The following is a 14,337-nucleotide window of genomic DNA, read 5'->3' on the forward strand; positions in this document are numbered from 1 at the left end:
GGGCCATGACAATGGTCAGCGCCCGGCCGCCGTCGGCCCGGTGTCCAGCAGGCGCACCATGTGCAGCTTGGCGACGGCGAGTCCGTCCACCAGGACGGCCCTCGGCTCCCGCCCCCACACCTCGAACCCGCAGGCGGTGTAGAGCCGCAGGGCCGTCTCGTTGCCCTCCGAGACGGTCAGCAGCACCTGCCGCAGCCGACCGTCCTCGGCCGCGGTGCGCAGCACCTCGCGCACCAGGCGGCGGCCGATCCCCCGGCCGGCCGCGGCGGGGGCCACCGCCATGCCGTAGAGCGTGCCTTTGTGCCGTTCCTGGCTCCGCCACGCGACGTCGAGCCCGGCGGTCCCGACCAGCGCGCCGGCGCCGTCGAAGGCGCCGAGCAGGGCGCCCGGCCCGTCCTCGGCCTCGGCGAGGCGGCGCAGCGTCGCGGCCATCGGCTTGACGCGCTCCTCGGCGTAGCGGGAGGTGAAGGCGCTGGGCGTCACGCGCAGGGCTTCCAGCCGGAAGGCCCGGTACGGTTCGGCGTCCGCGCGGCCCAGACGGCGGACGGTGACGGGCTCGGCCGCGCGGCGGCCCGGCGCGGGCTCAGCCGAGGCGGACACGGGTGCACCGGGTCACGTACGGCAGGGCGATGGTCTCCCGGCCGACCAGGTCCGGGTGGCCGGCCAGCAGCTGCTCGACATCGGCCAGCAGGCGGGCGCGCTCGGCCTCCGGCAGGGCGATGACGTAACTGCGCGAGGCGACCATGTCGACGATCCCGGCCGGCGTGGTGGCGTGCTCCCAGCGGATCTCCAGCCGCTCGGGCGGGCCGAAGGGCGCGGGGACGGCCGGGCTGGTGTCGATCCGCTGACCGGCCGAGCGGTGCATCAGCGCGCCGAGTTCGGCCGCCCAGGGCTCGGACTCGTCGCGGACGTTCCACACCAGTGCCAGCGTCCCGCCGGGGGCGAGCACCCGGGCGATCTCGGGCACCGCGGCCGCCGGGTCGAACCAGTGCCAGGCCTGCGCCACCACGACCGCGTCCACGCTCCCGTCCGGCAGCGGGATGCGTTCCGCCGAGCCGGCGCGGACGGCCGCCTTCGGCACCGCCGCGGCCAGCTGCGCCCGCATTCCCGCGTCGGGCTCGACCGCCACCACGTCCAGGCCCGCCTCCACCAGCAGCCTGGTCAACTTGCCCGTGCCCGCGCCCAGATCGAGCACCCGTCGGGCCTGCCGCGGCACCGCCGAGCCGATCAATGCCTGCGGGTACCCCGGCCGCCCGGCCTGGTACGCGGCCGCCGCCACCCCGAACGACCGCGCCCGCAGCCGCTCCGCCCACCGCCGCGTCGCGCCCTGCCGGGTCATCCCGCAGGCCTGCCCGATCTCCTCCCACGTCGCCGCCCGCCCCCGCCGCAGCTCCTCCACCAGCTCCGTCCGCCGCTCCTCCAACGCCGCGATCACCCCCGACAACCGCCGCAACCCCTCCACCCCGCCCGCCCCGGCCACATCCGCCGCCACCCGCTGACCAAGATCACCCGTCTCCATGGCCCCGCACTGTAGGGCGGCCGCCACGATCCGTCAACGGTCGTTGCCCGTCGACGCAACGGATGTTGCCCCTCGAGGGACCGGACGGCCCCCGGTCGGAGCCCGGCCGGGGGCCGTCGCCCTCACAGCGGCCCGAGAGTCAGCGCGAACTGCGGAAGCGCCAGGAGCAGCAGGACGGTTCCGACCTCGATCCACCGGTACTTCGCCCGGATGATCGCGCTGGTGCCGACCAGGGCGGTGAGCAGCGGGCCGACCGGGTCGCGCCCGGCGCGCTCGAATTCACGGCGCAGCCGGTCCGGACCGGCACCGGGGGCGATGTGCTCGAAGTACCCCGGACCGCCGGCCCCTGTGCCCCGGCCCCTGCGGTGGCGAGGCACCAGCGCGGCCGCGAAGCAGGCGACGGCGAGCAGGGCACTGGCTACGGAGGTCCACCGTAGGAGTCGGCTTCCGGGATCCGCCCCGGCGGCACCGTCCAGCGGGAGGAAGGCGGCGAGTACAGCGCCCGTGAAGGCCAGGAACACGGCGGCCTTGGTGTCCGCCCGGACGAGCTCCGCGGTGTTGGCCGCCATCAGGCGCTCCATCGCCGACACCGCCCACGGGCTGCCTGCCGCCGCCGTGGGCGCGGACGCCACCCGTCGGCGTCGTGCCGGCGCACGGCGCACGGCCGGCCGGATCACCGCGGGCTCCCGTTCGGCACGGCACCCGGTGTCCAGCCGTTGGCCTGGGAACGGATCTTCACGAACTCCGGCCCCGCCCCCTGCGGGCCGGGCCCGGGGACCTTCCGTCCGAGGGCGACGAGACGGTCGCGCAGCATCCTGGACAGCTCCTGCTGCTCCTGCGCCGTCAGCGTCCCCAGCATGCCGGCCAGCTGGTCCTGCCAGGTGGTCTCGCCCCGGAGCAGGTCGGCGTGGCTGACCGCCCAGTCCAGGACGTCGCGGACCTCGTCCGGCTTCCTGGCCAGCCAGAGCGCCGCGAGGGCGACCGGGCCGTCCTGGACGGCCCGTCGGCAGAACGCGTACTCGTCCTGGCTCTTGGCCGTCCAGTCGAACGGCACGTCCGTCACCTCGGATTCGCCGAGCCGCAGTTCGCCGCCGTGCTCCCGCTCGGAAACGTCCGTGACGCGGTAGCTGAGGCCGAACTCGGGCATCACATGGGGCGCCGCCAGGTACTGCAGCAGGTCGGCGCTGCTCAGCCCGCTGCCGGCGGCGGCGAACTGTCCCCTCAGGTGGCGCAGGCGCCGGTCGAGTTCCTTGCGCACCGGCAGCCAGCTCCGGGTGGTCCGGGTCCGCACGACCTGCACGGCGTCGTGCACCCACCACAGGACGTGGACGTCCACGGACTCCGTGCCGTACGGGGTGGGCAGCGCGACGGCCCGAGTGCCGGAGCGCTCGTCGAGGTCGACCAGGTAGGCCCGGTCGAACCCGCGCAGGCCGAGCCTGACGGACGGTCCGCCCGTCGGCTCCCCGTCCTCGTCGGACGGGGTCCGGCGCTCGCCCAGCTGGTGGTAGAGCCCGTCACGGTCCCGCAGGACCAGCGCACGGTCACGCCGACCGGACCAGCGGTGCCGGAGGATCTCCCGCCAGGGGGCACGGGTGGCCTGGGTGTAGACGGGCTGGTCAGTGTCGGTGGTCATCGGGGCCTCCGAAAACGTGGGCGGGCGGGTACGGCTGCGGTTCGCCCCGGCGCCAGGCCTCCAGGGCGTGGTGGGCGATGTCGCGGCCGACCAGGTCGGGGTTGTCGCTGCGGTCGATCTCGACCAGCAGCCTCAGCTCCCCGGGGTGCATGTCCCCCGCGAGCGCCGTGAGCAGTGCCTCCACCGGGGCTCGAAGCTGCTCGTCCCAGGACGCCTGGTGGCACCAGAGGAGGAGCCTCCTGCTGGTGGCGGCGAAGAGCCTCTCGTCGTTGAGGCAACGGCGGGCGAACGAGATCACCGCCTCGGTGAACTCGCCGCCGGGAAGCAGCTGTCCCCGGAACCAGGACGGATCCCGGATCAGCTCGGGGAAGGTCATCACCGCGAGTTCGGCCTCCTGTCCGGGTCGGTCGGCCCACTCCACGAGCTGGCGGAAGACAGCCGCCTGGTTGCCGCCCGAGAAGAGACTCTCCAGCGACCAGCGTGCTTCCCGGGCGACCTCGCGTTCGTCGCCCTCGTCCCCACGGAAGCAGCGCCGGATCAGCGCGATCGCGAGCTCCGGCCGGGCTGCTCCGAAGTCTCCGCCGCAGGCGTCCACCACCGTCGACCGGAGCCGCCAGCTGCCGATGCGGCTCCAGCTGGTGAGGCGGGACTTCACCTCGCCTGCCAGCACCGGGTCCTGCGCGGCGATGCCCAGGGCGTACGCAGCCGTGGTCCGGCTCTGCGGACGGTCCGACCGGGCCAGTTTCCGGATGTGGTGCAGCGCTCTGCGTCCGCCGCTCCAGCCGGCGGCCAGCCCCAGCGCGCGGCCCACCGGTTCGGCCAGTTCGGATTCGGTGCCGGGGACGCTGTCCATCCACTCGGTCAGCAATCCGGACACCTCGCCGTACTGACGCCACACGTGCCGGAGCACCGCCTCCGCCTGCCGGTGCCGCTTGAACCGCACCGGTTCCACCCGATAGGTGTATCCGCCGACCTCGCGGACCTCGCCCGGACGGCACTCGGCCCGGATGGTGGCCAGCAGTTCGTCCAACGATCGGCGCAGGACGAAGCGCGGGTTCTGCCGCGTCTCCGCGCTGTTCGCGTCCGTGCCCGGCAGGACCACCGCGTCGAGGCGGCCGTCGGCCACCTTGAGCAACCGATCGGTCTCGTCCCGGACGATCCGATGATCGAACCCTTCCAGGACACACGTCACCAGCAGGAACGCCAGCGCGTCGGGGTCTTCGCGGAGCTCGTTCACGAGCTCGGGAACCTCCTGCTCCGCGAGGTAACTGAGCCGCTGGCCGAGTTCGTCCGGATCAGGGCCGTCGGCCCCGGCCCGGCTCACCTCGTCCACGAGCTCGGCGACCTGGGCCGGCACCAGCTCGCTCACCAGCAGTCCGTCCAGGTCCGGCTCCAGCCGGTCCAGCAGCTGCCGACGTCGCCCCTGCTCCGGCACGGCAGCCGCCAGGCGCGCCTCGAAGACCATCCGCGGCGACGGGGGCGCGTAGCGCACCGGACTGACGTCCAGTTCCCGGGCGAGCCGGCGGAGGGTCTCCGGGTCCTGCGGCACCATCACGACCATGCAGGCGCCGGCTTTGTCCAACCGGTCCCTCAGCTTGGCGACGGCTGTCGGCCCGAGCCTGACCGTCGGCGACAGGCCGTGCACCAGGTAACCGCGCGCGCCACCGTGAGTGGGCCGCCAGGAGGAGAGGTCCTCGTCATTGTCCAGCGCGCGCAGGCTCATGCTCCTCCCGCTGCACTCGAACAGCAGGTTGAGGGCCGTGGTGCGGCGTCCGGTGCCGGGTTCCCCGGTCAGGAAGAGCAGGCGCGTGCCGAGTTCCTCCAGTGCCTCGGGGAAGCACGCCGGCCGCGCGAAGCCGGTACGGGCGGCCAGGATCTCCGACGGGGAGATGGGCCCGTCGTGCGCCTCCACCCGCCTGTCACCCCCGGCGGCGGCCCCGGCGGCACCGTTCTCGACGCGCTGGTCCCCGTGCACCGAACCGGTGTTGATGTTGCCGTGCGGGGCGTAGATGAACGGCCGACCCCTCCCCCAGGGACCGAACCGGTCATCGAACTGGTCATCAAAACGGTCGCCGAGGTCGTCGAGGTCGTCGAACTCCTCGAAGTCGGCGTCGAAGTCGTCGGCGGCGGCGCCGGCGCCGGCCGCCTCGGACGGTCCCTCGATCGCCCGGCGTTCGTCGGGGCTCACCGGTGGTGCTCGTTCTTGTCGCCGTGGACGGTGTCGCCCTTGTTGCCCGCCACGAAGTCGCCGCCGAAGCCTCCGTAGGAGTCGCGGCCCGCGTTGGTGACGCTCTGCCCTCCGTGCACCGTGCCGCTGTTGACGTTGCCGCCGTCGGCCCGCTGGTTCACCACCGTCCGCCGCGCGCGACGGTGCTCGGCGGGCTGGGCGGCAGGCGCGCGCCGTTCCTGCTCCTCGATGACCGCGTCTCCGAGGATCCTGCGGTCGTAGAGGTTCCCGGACGGCGCGGGCACGTACAGCCAGGCCCGCTGGTCGAAGCGTTTGCCCTCAACCGTGGCGGGGACCTCGATGAAGTGGTCGGGGTGCCGTCCGGTGAATCCGCCGGCCACGGCATCCTGGTAGCAGCGATCGGACAGGATGGCCGCCACCTGAGTGATGCTCTCGTTGGAGGCGGCCAGCATCGCCTTGACCGGGCGGGAGTCGAGCAGGCGGTGGGTGTCGTTGCGCGGAGTGCCGTTGCCGTCGAACTCACCGCCGGAGTCGGGGAGCGGGCCGATGTTGAGGCTGACCCGCAGGCGGATGCGCACCGTGCCCGACGAGTGGACGTTGAACTCGGTGAGCACGTCCTGCAGCGTGCTCAGCCAGGGCTGGATCACGAAGGGCATCCAGGCCGGATCGAAACCGAAGACATAGCCGTCGCCGGTGGAGTTGGGAAACCGCCGGTCCTGCCAGACCTCGGCCAGTCCCGCCCGCTCGAAGGACCACTGCAGCACCTCCGGGACGGCCCGGCTGATCACGCCGTGCTCGATCGCCGGGTGCCCGGTGAAGTCCTTCGCGTCGACCGCCACGATTCCCCGGTACGGGGGGAGGTGTCGGCTGCGCGTGTAGGGCAGGGCGCTGGCCTCGGGCCGCGGCCGGTCGAACTCCGTCATCTGTGCTCCTCGTCGTTCCCGTACTGACCTTGCGCCACCCAGCTTCGCGAGACGGGGTCGCGCGGTGTGCCCACTCGGTGCGGAAGAAGCGTGACGGCGATCACACGGGCCGGTGGTGTCAGCTGCCGATCGTCGCGGCCGTGCGCCGGAGTGCGGAGAGGTCGCCGATGACGACGGACTTGCGGCCCGCTTCGACCCCTCGGGCGCCCAGGCCCCCGAGCGCCGCGGTGACGGTGTTCCTGGAGACCCCCAGGTGCTGGGCCAGTTCGTCGCGGGTCACGGCGAGTTCGACGCGCGCCGCCTCCGGGGCACCGGTGGAGAACTCGGCCAGGGCGACCAGGGCGGCGGCCAGCCGGACCGTGACGTCGCCGCCGGTGCGGGCCAGGTCCGACTCCCGCAGCCGTCCCATCGCGTAGCGCACCATCACGGGGTACAGGTTCCGCTCCGTGACGAAGCGCAGGAAGGCCGCCTTGGTCAGGACGGCGACCGTGCAGCCCGAGATCGCGTGGACGCTGGCGGAGCGGACGCCGTCGTCCAGGACGGCGACCTCGCCGAGCACCTCGCCCGGGCCCCGGAAGGCGAGCAGCCGGATGTCCCCGTTGCGTTCGCGGCGGGTCACCTTGGCGACTCCGGCGAGCAGGGCGAGGACGTGGGTGCCCTCCTCTCCCTGCCGCAGCAGGGTGGCGCCGATCGGATGCCGGCGTTCGAAGGCGCCGTCCAGCAGGCCGGTCCAGGCCTCGTCGCCCATCAGGTGGCGCAGGGTGTGGCCCGGTGCGTCGGGGGTTCGGCCGGCGTGATCGGTCATGCGACGACCTTAGGGGCGGGGCGTCGGTGCGCGGACGGATTCCGGGCGGACCGACGGCGCCGAGGCGGTGGGTCGGGGTTCCCCTTCCGGGTGGTCCGGGGGTGGCGGGTTGACGGAAAGGGTGGTGCTTAGCACGAACTGGTGCCGACGCGCCGGGACTTGGTGGGGAAACCCTTCGCATGGGCGAATCCGGGGCGGGTTGCCGGTGCGGGGGCGGTGGGGCGAGAAGCCTGGTGCGGGGCGGCGTTCCGCCGGGTGCGGGACTGGTGTGCGAGATGTCGGGCATGTCCGGCAAGTTGCCACAAGTCAGTTGAGCGACAGTATTTTTGAGTTTCGGTCAGGATTGTCCTGAACTTGGCTATGCTGCAGCACCACGCCTCCGGAGCCGGTCGCCGTCCGTCCCCGTACTGTTCCGATCGTTTGAGGATGCTGAATGCTTCGAGCTGGATCGTCACCCGCCAGACGGCGCCCCGCGCCCCTGCTCGGCTGGCTGCTGCCGACGGCCGTGATGGCGGCGGCCGTGGCGGTCGCCGCGGCGGTGGTGACTGCCGGGGCCCGGGCCGGGGTGCTGTGGTGCGGGGCGACGGGCACCGTGCTGGTGGCCGTGGTGGCCGCCGAATCGGCCCGCCGGGGGCGCGCGTTGGCCGAGTTGCGGGACCGCAGCACCCGACAGGTGGAGGACCTGCAGCGGCGGCTGACCGGGCAGGAGGACGAGCTCGCGCGGCTCGCCGAGGTCGAGTTGCGCCGGGTGGTCGCCGGGGCCCGCTACGGGTACTCGATGGACGTCCTGCTGAACCCGATCGAGCAGGCCGCCGCAGGCGTCTCCCCGAGGTTCCGCAAGTCCCTGCTGGCCGTCGCGCACGGCATCGCCGTCGCCGTCGACGACGAGGTGAGTCGGCGCGACTCCGCCGAGCGCGCCTTCGTGAACATCGCCCGCCGGGTCCAGGCGATCATCCACCGGCAGGCCAAGGACCTGCGGGAGATGGAGGACCGGCACGGCAACGACCCGGCGGTCTTCGACGACCTGCTGCGCCTGGACCACGGCAACGCGCTGACCGGCCGCCTCGCCGACAGTATCGCCGTGCTCTCCGGCGCCCGCCCCGGCCGCCAGTGGACCCGCCCGATCGCCCTCTACAGCGTGCTGCGCGGCGGCATGTCCCGGATCCTGGAGTACCAGCGGGTGGACCTGCACCCGGTCGCCCAGATCTCCGTCACCGGCCCGGCCGTCGAGCCGCTGATCCACGCCGTCGCCGAACTCCTCGACAACGCCACCCGCTACTCCCCGCCGCACACCCACGTGCACCTGAGCGCCTCCGAGGTGCAGAGCGGGATGGCGATCGAGATCGAGGACGGGGGCCTCGGCCTCACCGACGAGGCCGTCGCCCGCGCCGAGCGGTCGATGCGCGAGGCCATGGTCTCCAAGGACTTCGACGACCTCACCGAGTCCCCCCGGCTGGGGTTCGCCATCGTCGGCCGGCTCTGCCAGGCGTACGGCTTCCAGGTGTCGCTGCGCCGCTCCGCGTACGGCGGCGTGCGCGCGGTGCTGGTCGTGCCGCAGGAACTGCTCACCACCGCTCCCCCCACCGGGCGGGCGCACGGCATCGGCGCCTTCTCCGGCCCGCGCCCGCTGCCGCCCACCCCGCCCCGGCAGGCCTCGGGCCGCCCGTGGGCCGCCCGGACCACCTCGGCCGGCGTCGGTCCGTCCTACGGCTCGACCAACCCGTGGGGTTCGCCGGTCACGGCGGGCGCCGTCCCGGCCGGCGGGGACGACGAGGTGATCGTGACCGAGCGGACGGCCAACGGCCTGCCCCAGCGCCGGCGGGTCCGGCCGACCGGCCGCGCCGCCTTCGCCACGCCCGCCCGCGGCTCCGGCCGGCCCGCCGCACAGCCGTCCGCCCATCCCGCCCAGCCGGCCGGTCCGACAGCGGGCCCCGCGGCGGGGCCGGCGGCCCAGGCGCCCCGCACCGCCGCCAAGGAGCCGAAGCAGCCCGGCCTGTGGCTGGAGGCGTTCATGGACGGCATCAAGGGCACCGGCTCCGCACCGTCCGCCGGCTCGGCCGGTCCCGAGGGTTCGGCCGGTCCCGACGGTTCCGCCCGGCCTGCCGGTTCCGCCTGGCCCGACGGTTCCGCCGGCCCGGGCGGCGGTACGGCGCAGGCCGGCCCCGGACGCACCCGACCCGGACACACCAGTGAAGAAACGGCAGGGAAAGGCGAGCAGTGATTCCGCACCGCAGCAACATGGACTGGATCCTCAACGACCTCGCGCACAGCGTCCCGTACGTGCGCCACGTCATCGTGCTGTCCGCGGACGGCCTGCGGATCGCCCAGTACGGGACCGACCCGGACACCGCCGACCGCCTCGCCGCCGCCTGCGCCGGACTGCAGAGCCTGGCGGCCGCCGTCGGGCACGAGTTCCCGCACGGGAACGGCTCGATGCGGCTGGTGGTGATCGAGGTGGACGGCGGCTACTTCTACCTGATGGCGGCCGGCGACCGCGCCTACCTCGCGGTGCTCGCCGACGAGGGCGTGGACGCCGGGCTGGTGAGCCACCAGATGCGCGACCTGGTGGCCCGGATCGGCGAGCACCTCTCCACGCCGCCGCGCAATCCCGAGGTGGTCGCGTGAACCGGCCCCCGGTCCGGCGCCCCGGCGCGACGGCCCATGACCGAGCGTCCGGCACATGACCGGGCGCCCGACACGTGAACGAGCGACGGGCACATGAACGAGGACAGTGAGGCGGTCGCATGACGGCAGACCAGGGCAGCGGCTGGGAAGGCCCCGAGCCCGACCGCCTGTACGTGATCACCCGCGGCCGCAGCGGTCCGTCCGGGCCCGGGGTCTTCGACCTGGTCACGCTGATCGTCTCCCGGGGGGAGCCGACGCCCGCCCTGCAGCCCGAGCACGCGGCCATCCTGCGGCTGTGCCGCTCCCCGCTCTCGGTGGCGGAGGTCTCCGCCTACCTGGAGCTGCCCACGAGCGTGGTCACCGTCCTGTTGGCGGACCTGCTCGACGACGAACTGATCGAGGCCCGCGCCGCCGTCCCGGCGGCTGAACTTCCCGACCGGGCCCTGTTGGAGGCGGTGATCCATGGACTTCAGCGGCTCTGACACGGTGGTGGGGCCGGCCGGCGCGGACCTGCTGCCGGACACCGTCACCACGGCGGTCAAGGTGGTGATCGTGGGCGGCTTCGGCGTCGGCAAGACGACGCTGGTCAGCTCGGTCAGCGAGATCCGCCCGCTGACCACCGAGGAGACGATGACCCAGGCCGGGGTCGGCGTGGACGACCCGACCGGGGTCGAGGCCAAGACCTCCACCACCGTGGCGATGGACTTCGGCCGGATCAGTCTCAGCGAACGACTCGTGCTGTACGTCTTCGGCACCCCCGGGCAGGAGCGGTTCTGGTTCCTCTGGAACGGCCTGTTCGAGGGCGCCCTGGGCGCGGTGGTCCTGGTGGACACCAGACGGCTGGAGGTCAGCTTCGAGGTGATCGGGCGGCTGGAGGAGCGCGGCGTGCCCTTCGTGGTGGCCGTCAACGGCTTCCCCGAGGCGCCGAGCGTGCCGCTGGAGGAGCTGCGCGGTGCGCTCGACCTCCCGGCCGAGGTCCCGATCGTCGCCTGCGACGCGCGCAGCCGCGAGTCCAGCCGGGACACCCTGATGACGCTGATGCACTACCTGTACGAACTCGCCGCGCCGCCCGGCCGCTGACGACCGTCCACCGGCCGGCCGCCGCGAACCACGGCACGCCGGCCGGTCCATCCCGTGGGCCGAACCATCCGGCAGACCGAACCATCCCGTAGGCCGAACCCGCGGGCCCGAACCAGCGGGCGCGGTCCCGCGGCCCGCCTACATACCAGCCCGACCCCCCGTGACCGGAGACCCTGTGACCACCCCGTTCCCCGACGCCTCCGCCGGCTCCGCCGCCCCCACCCCGCCGCCCGGCTGCCCGGCCCACGGCCTCGCCGCCGACCGGATCGGCCCGATCGGCCCCGGCGGCCTGCGGCGCCTGTACGGCCCGGACGCCGAGGCCGACCCGGCGGGCCTCTACGAGAAGCTGCGCGCCGAGTACGGCGAGGTGGCCCCGGTGCTGCTGCACGGCGACCACCGGGCCTGGCTGATCCTCGGCCACGGCGCCAACATCACCGCGATGCGCACCCCCTCCCTCTTCTCCCGCGACTCCCGACTGTGGACGGCGTTCCGCAAGGGCGAGGTCTCGATGGACTCCCCGCTGCTGCCGGTGATCGCCTGGCAGCCGATCTGCGTGTTCGCGGACGGCGACGAGCACCGCCGGCTGCGCGGCGCCGTGCTGGACGGCCTGAACCGCTTCGACCGGCGCGGCATCCGCCGCCACGTCCGCCGGTTCACCACCGACCTGGTCCAGGTGGTCGGGCCGACCGGCCGGGCCGAGCTGATCACCCAGTTCGCCGAGCACCTGCCGATGCTGGTGATGACCAAACTGCTCGGCATGCCCGACGAGTACGGCCCGCAACTGGTCGAAGCCGCACGGGACTTGATGAAGGGCACCGAGACGGCCATCGCCAGCAACGAGTACGTGGTGGCCGGCCTGCGCCGGACCATCGCCCTCAAGCGCGAGGCGCCCGGCGACGACCTGACCAGCCACCTGCTGGCGCACCCGGCCGGGCTGACCGAGGACGAGGTGATGGAGCACCTGCGGGTGGTGCTGCTCGCCGCCAACGAGACCACCGTCAACCTGATCGCCGACTCGCTGAAGATGGTGCTCACCGACCCGCGCTTCCGCGCCCACCTCTCCGGCGGCCAGATGACCCTGGGCGAGGCCTTGGACCAGGTGCTCTGGGACTCCCCGCCGATGTCCCTGGTGGCCGGGCGCTGGGCGACGGCCGACACCGAGCTCGGCGGCCAGCAGATCAAGGCCGGGGACCTGCTGCTGCTCGGGCTCGCCGCCGGGAACGTCGACCCGGTGGTCCGCCCCGACCTGACCACCCCGCTGTACGGCAACCGCTCGCACTTGTCCTTCGGCGCGGGACCGCACGAGTGCCCGGGCCAGGACATCGGACGGCACGTCGCCGAGGCCGGCATCGACATCCTGCTCACCCTGCTGCCGGACGTCCGACTCGCCGTGCCGGAGGAGGACCTGACCTGGAGCGCCGCCTGGATCTCCCGGCACCTGACGGCGCTGCCGGTGGAGTTCACCCCGCGCGACATCGAGCCGGACCCGGAGTCGGTCGCCGAGGCGGAGCGGGCGGCGGCCCGGCGGGCGGAGGCCCAGCGGCTGGCGGACACCGAGCGGGCCGCCCGCATCGAGGCCGCGGGCACGGGCGCCGGGGCGTCCGGCTCCGCCGCGCCGCGCGTTCCGGGGCAGCGACGGCGCTCCTGGTGGACGGCGCTGACCGGCTACTTCCGGCGCTGATCCGGACCCGACTGCGCTGACCGCCCGAACTGAACGCCCGAACTGTACGCCTGCGTTGAAGGTCTGCGTTGAACGCCTGCGCCGCGGCGCCGCGGCCCGGATCCGCGGCGGCGGACCGGCCGTGGACCGCGACCGGCGGGGTCTTCACCGACCCCGCCGGTCGCTGCGCACCTCGGCCTTCCCCCCGCCGGCCGCTACGCCGTCAGCCCGAGCGCCCGTCCGTCCGGCGCCGGTACAGGGTGAAGGTGTCCACCGGCGTCAGGTCGCCGTGCGGTCCGTCGAAGGTGTAGTAGGTGACCTTCATGGTGGTGGTGCCGCCGCGGCGGTCGCCGGGGTCGACCTCGAAGGCGGCGAAGCCGTGGCTGTGGACGCGGTCCTGGACGGCGGCCCACGGCGCGTCCTCGGTGAGCCAGATCGACTCCCGGTACGGCGCCCCCGGTTTCGGGTCCTCCAGGCCGATGACCACTCGGCCCTTGGGCGTCTTGAAGAGGTCGCCCTGGGTGGTGGCGGCGTTGCCGCCGGCACCGATGATCATGTGGACGGTGCCCCGGCCGGTGTCGATCAGGTCGGTGCGGGTGTCGGTCGGCACCGGGGTGCGGGTGTCGTTGGGCAGGGTGCCGCGGACGGGGTGGGAGCGCTCGTAGTAGTGCTCGTGGCCGCAGAGCACCAGGTCGACCCCGTAGGCGTCGAACAGCGCACCCCAGGTCTCCCGGACGCCGAGGTCGCTGCCGGCGCCGTGCAGGGAGCTGGAGATCATCGGGTGGTGCATGCACACCACGATCCAGTCGATCGCCCGGTTGTTCCGGGATGCGCGCAACTCGCGCTCCAGCCAACGCTGCTGGGCGCCGCCTGAGTAGCCGCGCAGATAGCTGTCACCGGAGTTCTGGATCGCCACGTCGTCGTTGGCCAGGCTGATGAACCGCACCGAGCCGACGGTGAAGGCGTACCACATGCCCCGGGTCTCCTCGTCCGAGGAGGCGGAGGAGTCCGGGAGGTCGAAGTAGGCCTGGTAGCCGAGGGCGCCGATCGGGCCGTTGCCGCCCTCGTTCTCGTGGTTGCCGGCGCAGGGCATCCAGGGCCGCAGCCGGGTGGAGCGGCTGTTGCTGATGAACCAGTCCGCCCAGGTGGCGGTGCGGCTCTGGCCGTGGCGCCCGGCGTAGGAGGAGTAGCAGAGGTCGCCGTTGAGGAGGTTGAACAGCGGCCCGACGCGCTCCACCGCGCTGACGATGTCGGCGGAGGCCGAGGTGCCGACCTGGCTGCTCATGTACACCGGGTACGTGCCGAGCGGCGAGGGGACGCCGTCGGGGAAAGTCACCAGCCGGCGGAGGTTGGGCGCGGCCTGGTCGCCGAAGCTGGTGAAGGTGAACGGGGCGCGGCCGCGCGGGGCGGTGGTGAAGGTGCCGGTCTCCGGGTTCGCGCCCTCGTGGCCGGCGCTGTAGAGGTAGGTGGTGCCGGGGCGCAGGCCGCCGAGGCGGGCGTGGTGGACGTACACCTCCACCTTGTCGATCGAGTCCCGGTAGGTCCGGGTCTCCGCCTGGACGACCCGGCCGAGGCCGCCGTCCGGCGTGCCGTAGCGGACCTGCGGGCGGCGGACGGACTGGGGGGTGAGCCAGGAGACGGTCATCTCCGAGCCGGGGTCGGTGCCGAACTGCAGGTGCAGTCCGGTCACGCCGGCGGCTCCGCTGCGGTGCGGGCCGGTCTGCAGGAGGGGGCCGGTCTGCAGGAGGGGGCCGGCGGGGGCGTCGTCGGCCGGCTGCGCGACCGCGGGCTGGGCGCCCGCCGTCGTGCCCGCTGCCACCAGGGCGGCTCCGGCCGCCGAGGTGCCTTTGAGGATGGACCTGCGTGCAAGGGTCATGGAAGCTCCGGGTGTCGAGTGGGGGATC

13 protein-coding genes are annotated in these 14,337 nt (G+C 73.7%); 5 read left to right on the forward strand and 8 right to left on the reverse strand.

Annotation, left to right across the window (positions count from 1 at the left end):
- Nucleotides 1-15: 15 nt before the first annotated feature.
- The 7 genes from ACZ6Y7_RS11065 to ACZ6Y7_RS11095 form a co-directional block, all read right to left on the reverse strand.
- On the reverse strand, nucleotides 16-600 hold the full coding sequence (locus tag ACZ6Y7_RS11065) for a GNAT family N-acetyltransferase (protein ID WP_465757587.1): 585 nt from the start codon (nucleotides 598-600) through the stop codon (nucleotides 16-18).
- A complete protein-coding gene (locus ACZ6Y7_RS11070; RefSeq protein WP_465757588.1) occupies nucleotides 584-1,519 on the reverse strand; it encodes a class I SAM-dependent methyltransferase in 936 nt (311 codons plus the stop codon). The genes ACZ6Y7_RS11065 and ACZ6Y7_RS11070 overlap by 17 nt, the downstream gene beginning before the upstream one ends.
- 122 nt (nucleotides 1,520-1,641) lie before the next feature.
- Entirely contained in the window at nucleotides 1,642-2,088 is a 447-nt protein-coding gene (locus tag ACZ6Y7_RS11075) for a Pycsar system effector family protein (RefSeq protein WP_465757589.1), read from the reverse strand.
- Nucleotides 2,089-2,192: 104 nt separating this feature from the next.
- Nucleotides 2,193-3,152 carry a hypothetical protein gene (locus ACZ6Y7_RS11080; protein ID WP_465757590.1) on the reverse strand — a complete coding sequence of 320 codons (960 nt, stop codon included), beginning with the start codon at nucleotides 3,150-3,152 and terminating at the stop codon, nucleotides 2,193-2,195.
- The gene (locus ACZ6Y7_RS11085; protein ID WP_465757591.1) at nucleotides 3,136-5,340 is read right to left on the reverse strand and encodes a DUF445 domain-containing protein; all 2,205 of its coding nucleotides are present in this window, start codon (nucleotides 5,338-5,340) and stop codon (nucleotides 3,136-3,138) included. The genes ACZ6Y7_RS11080 and ACZ6Y7_RS11085 overlap by 17 nt, the downstream gene beginning before the upstream one ends.
- The gene (locus tag ACZ6Y7_RS11090; RefSeq protein ID WP_465757592.1) at nucleotides 5,337-6,263 is read right to left on the reverse strand and encodes a hypothetical protein; all 927 of its coding nucleotides are present in this window, start codon (nucleotides 6,261-6,263) and stop codon (nucleotides 5,337-5,339) included. Before ACZ6Y7_RS11090 ends, ACZ6Y7_RS11085 begins: the two co-directional genes overlap by 4 nt.
- Before the next feature lie 118 nt (nucleotides 6,264-6,381).
- Nucleotides 6,382-7,068, reverse strand: coding sequence for a Crp/Fnr family transcriptional regulator (locus ACZ6Y7_RS11095; RefSeq protein WP_465757593.1), 687 nt, complete (start codon nucleotides 7,066-7,068; stop codon nucleotides 6,382-6,384).
- 433 nt (nucleotides 7,069-7,501) lie between these two features.
- On the opposite strand from ACZ6Y7_RS11095, the gene ACZ6Y7_RS11100 reads away from it, so the two are divergent.
- The 5 genes from ACZ6Y7_RS11100 to ACZ6Y7_RS11120 all read left to right on the forward strand — a co-directional run bounded on the left by ACZ6Y7_RS11100 (nucleotide 7,502) and on the right by ACZ6Y7_RS11120 (nucleotide 12,454).
- Complete coding sequence (locus ACZ6Y7_RS11100) at nucleotides 7,502-9,289, forward strand: ATP-binding protein (protein ID WP_465757594.1); 1,788 nt, start codon at nucleotides 7,502-7,504, stop codon at nucleotides 9,287-9,289.
- A 17-nt stretch (nucleotides 9,290-9,306) separates the two neighbouring features.
- Nucleotides 9,307-9,693, forward strand: a complete 387-nt coding sequence (locus ACZ6Y7_RS11105; protein ID WP_402211471.1) for a roadblock/LC7 domain-containing protein — start codon at nucleotides 9,307-9,309, stop codon at nucleotides 9,691-9,693.
- 119 nt (nucleotides 9,694-9,812) lie between these two features.
- Nucleotides 9,813-10,175 (forward strand): DUF742 domain-containing protein, encoded by a 363-nt coding sequence (locus tag ACZ6Y7_RS11110; protein WP_402211468.1) that lies wholly within the window; start codon nucleotides 9,813-9,815, stop codon nucleotides 10,173-10,175.
- Nucleotides 10,156-10,773 carry a GTP-binding protein gene (locus ACZ6Y7_RS11115; protein WP_465757595.1) on the forward strand — a complete coding sequence of 206 codons (618 nt, stop codon included), beginning with the start codon at nucleotides 10,156-10,158 and terminating at the stop codon, nucleotides 10,771-10,773. The genes ACZ6Y7_RS11110 and ACZ6Y7_RS11115 overlap by 20 nt, the downstream gene beginning before the upstream one ends.
- A gap of 175 nt (nucleotides 10,774-10,948) precedes the next feature.
- Complete coding sequence (locus tag ACZ6Y7_RS11120) at nucleotides 10,949-12,454, forward strand: cytochrome P450 family protein (protein WP_465757596.1); 1,506 nt, start codon at nucleotides 10,949-10,951, stop codon at nucleotides 12,452-12,454.
- A gap of 202 nt (nucleotides 12,455-12,656) precedes the next feature.
- Here the strand turns inward: ACZ6Y7_RS11120 and ACZ6Y7_RS11125 are convergent, their stop codons facing one another.
- Nucleotides 12,657-14,309, reverse strand: a complete 1,653-nt coding sequence (locus tag ACZ6Y7_RS11125) for a purple acid phosphatase family protein (RefSeq protein WP_465757597.1) — start codon at nucleotides 14,307-14,309, stop codon at nucleotides 12,657-12,659.
- Nucleotides 14,310-14,337 lie beyond the last annotated feature (28 nt).

It is taken from the genome of Kitasatospora sp. NPDC053308, from assembly GCF_055585785.1.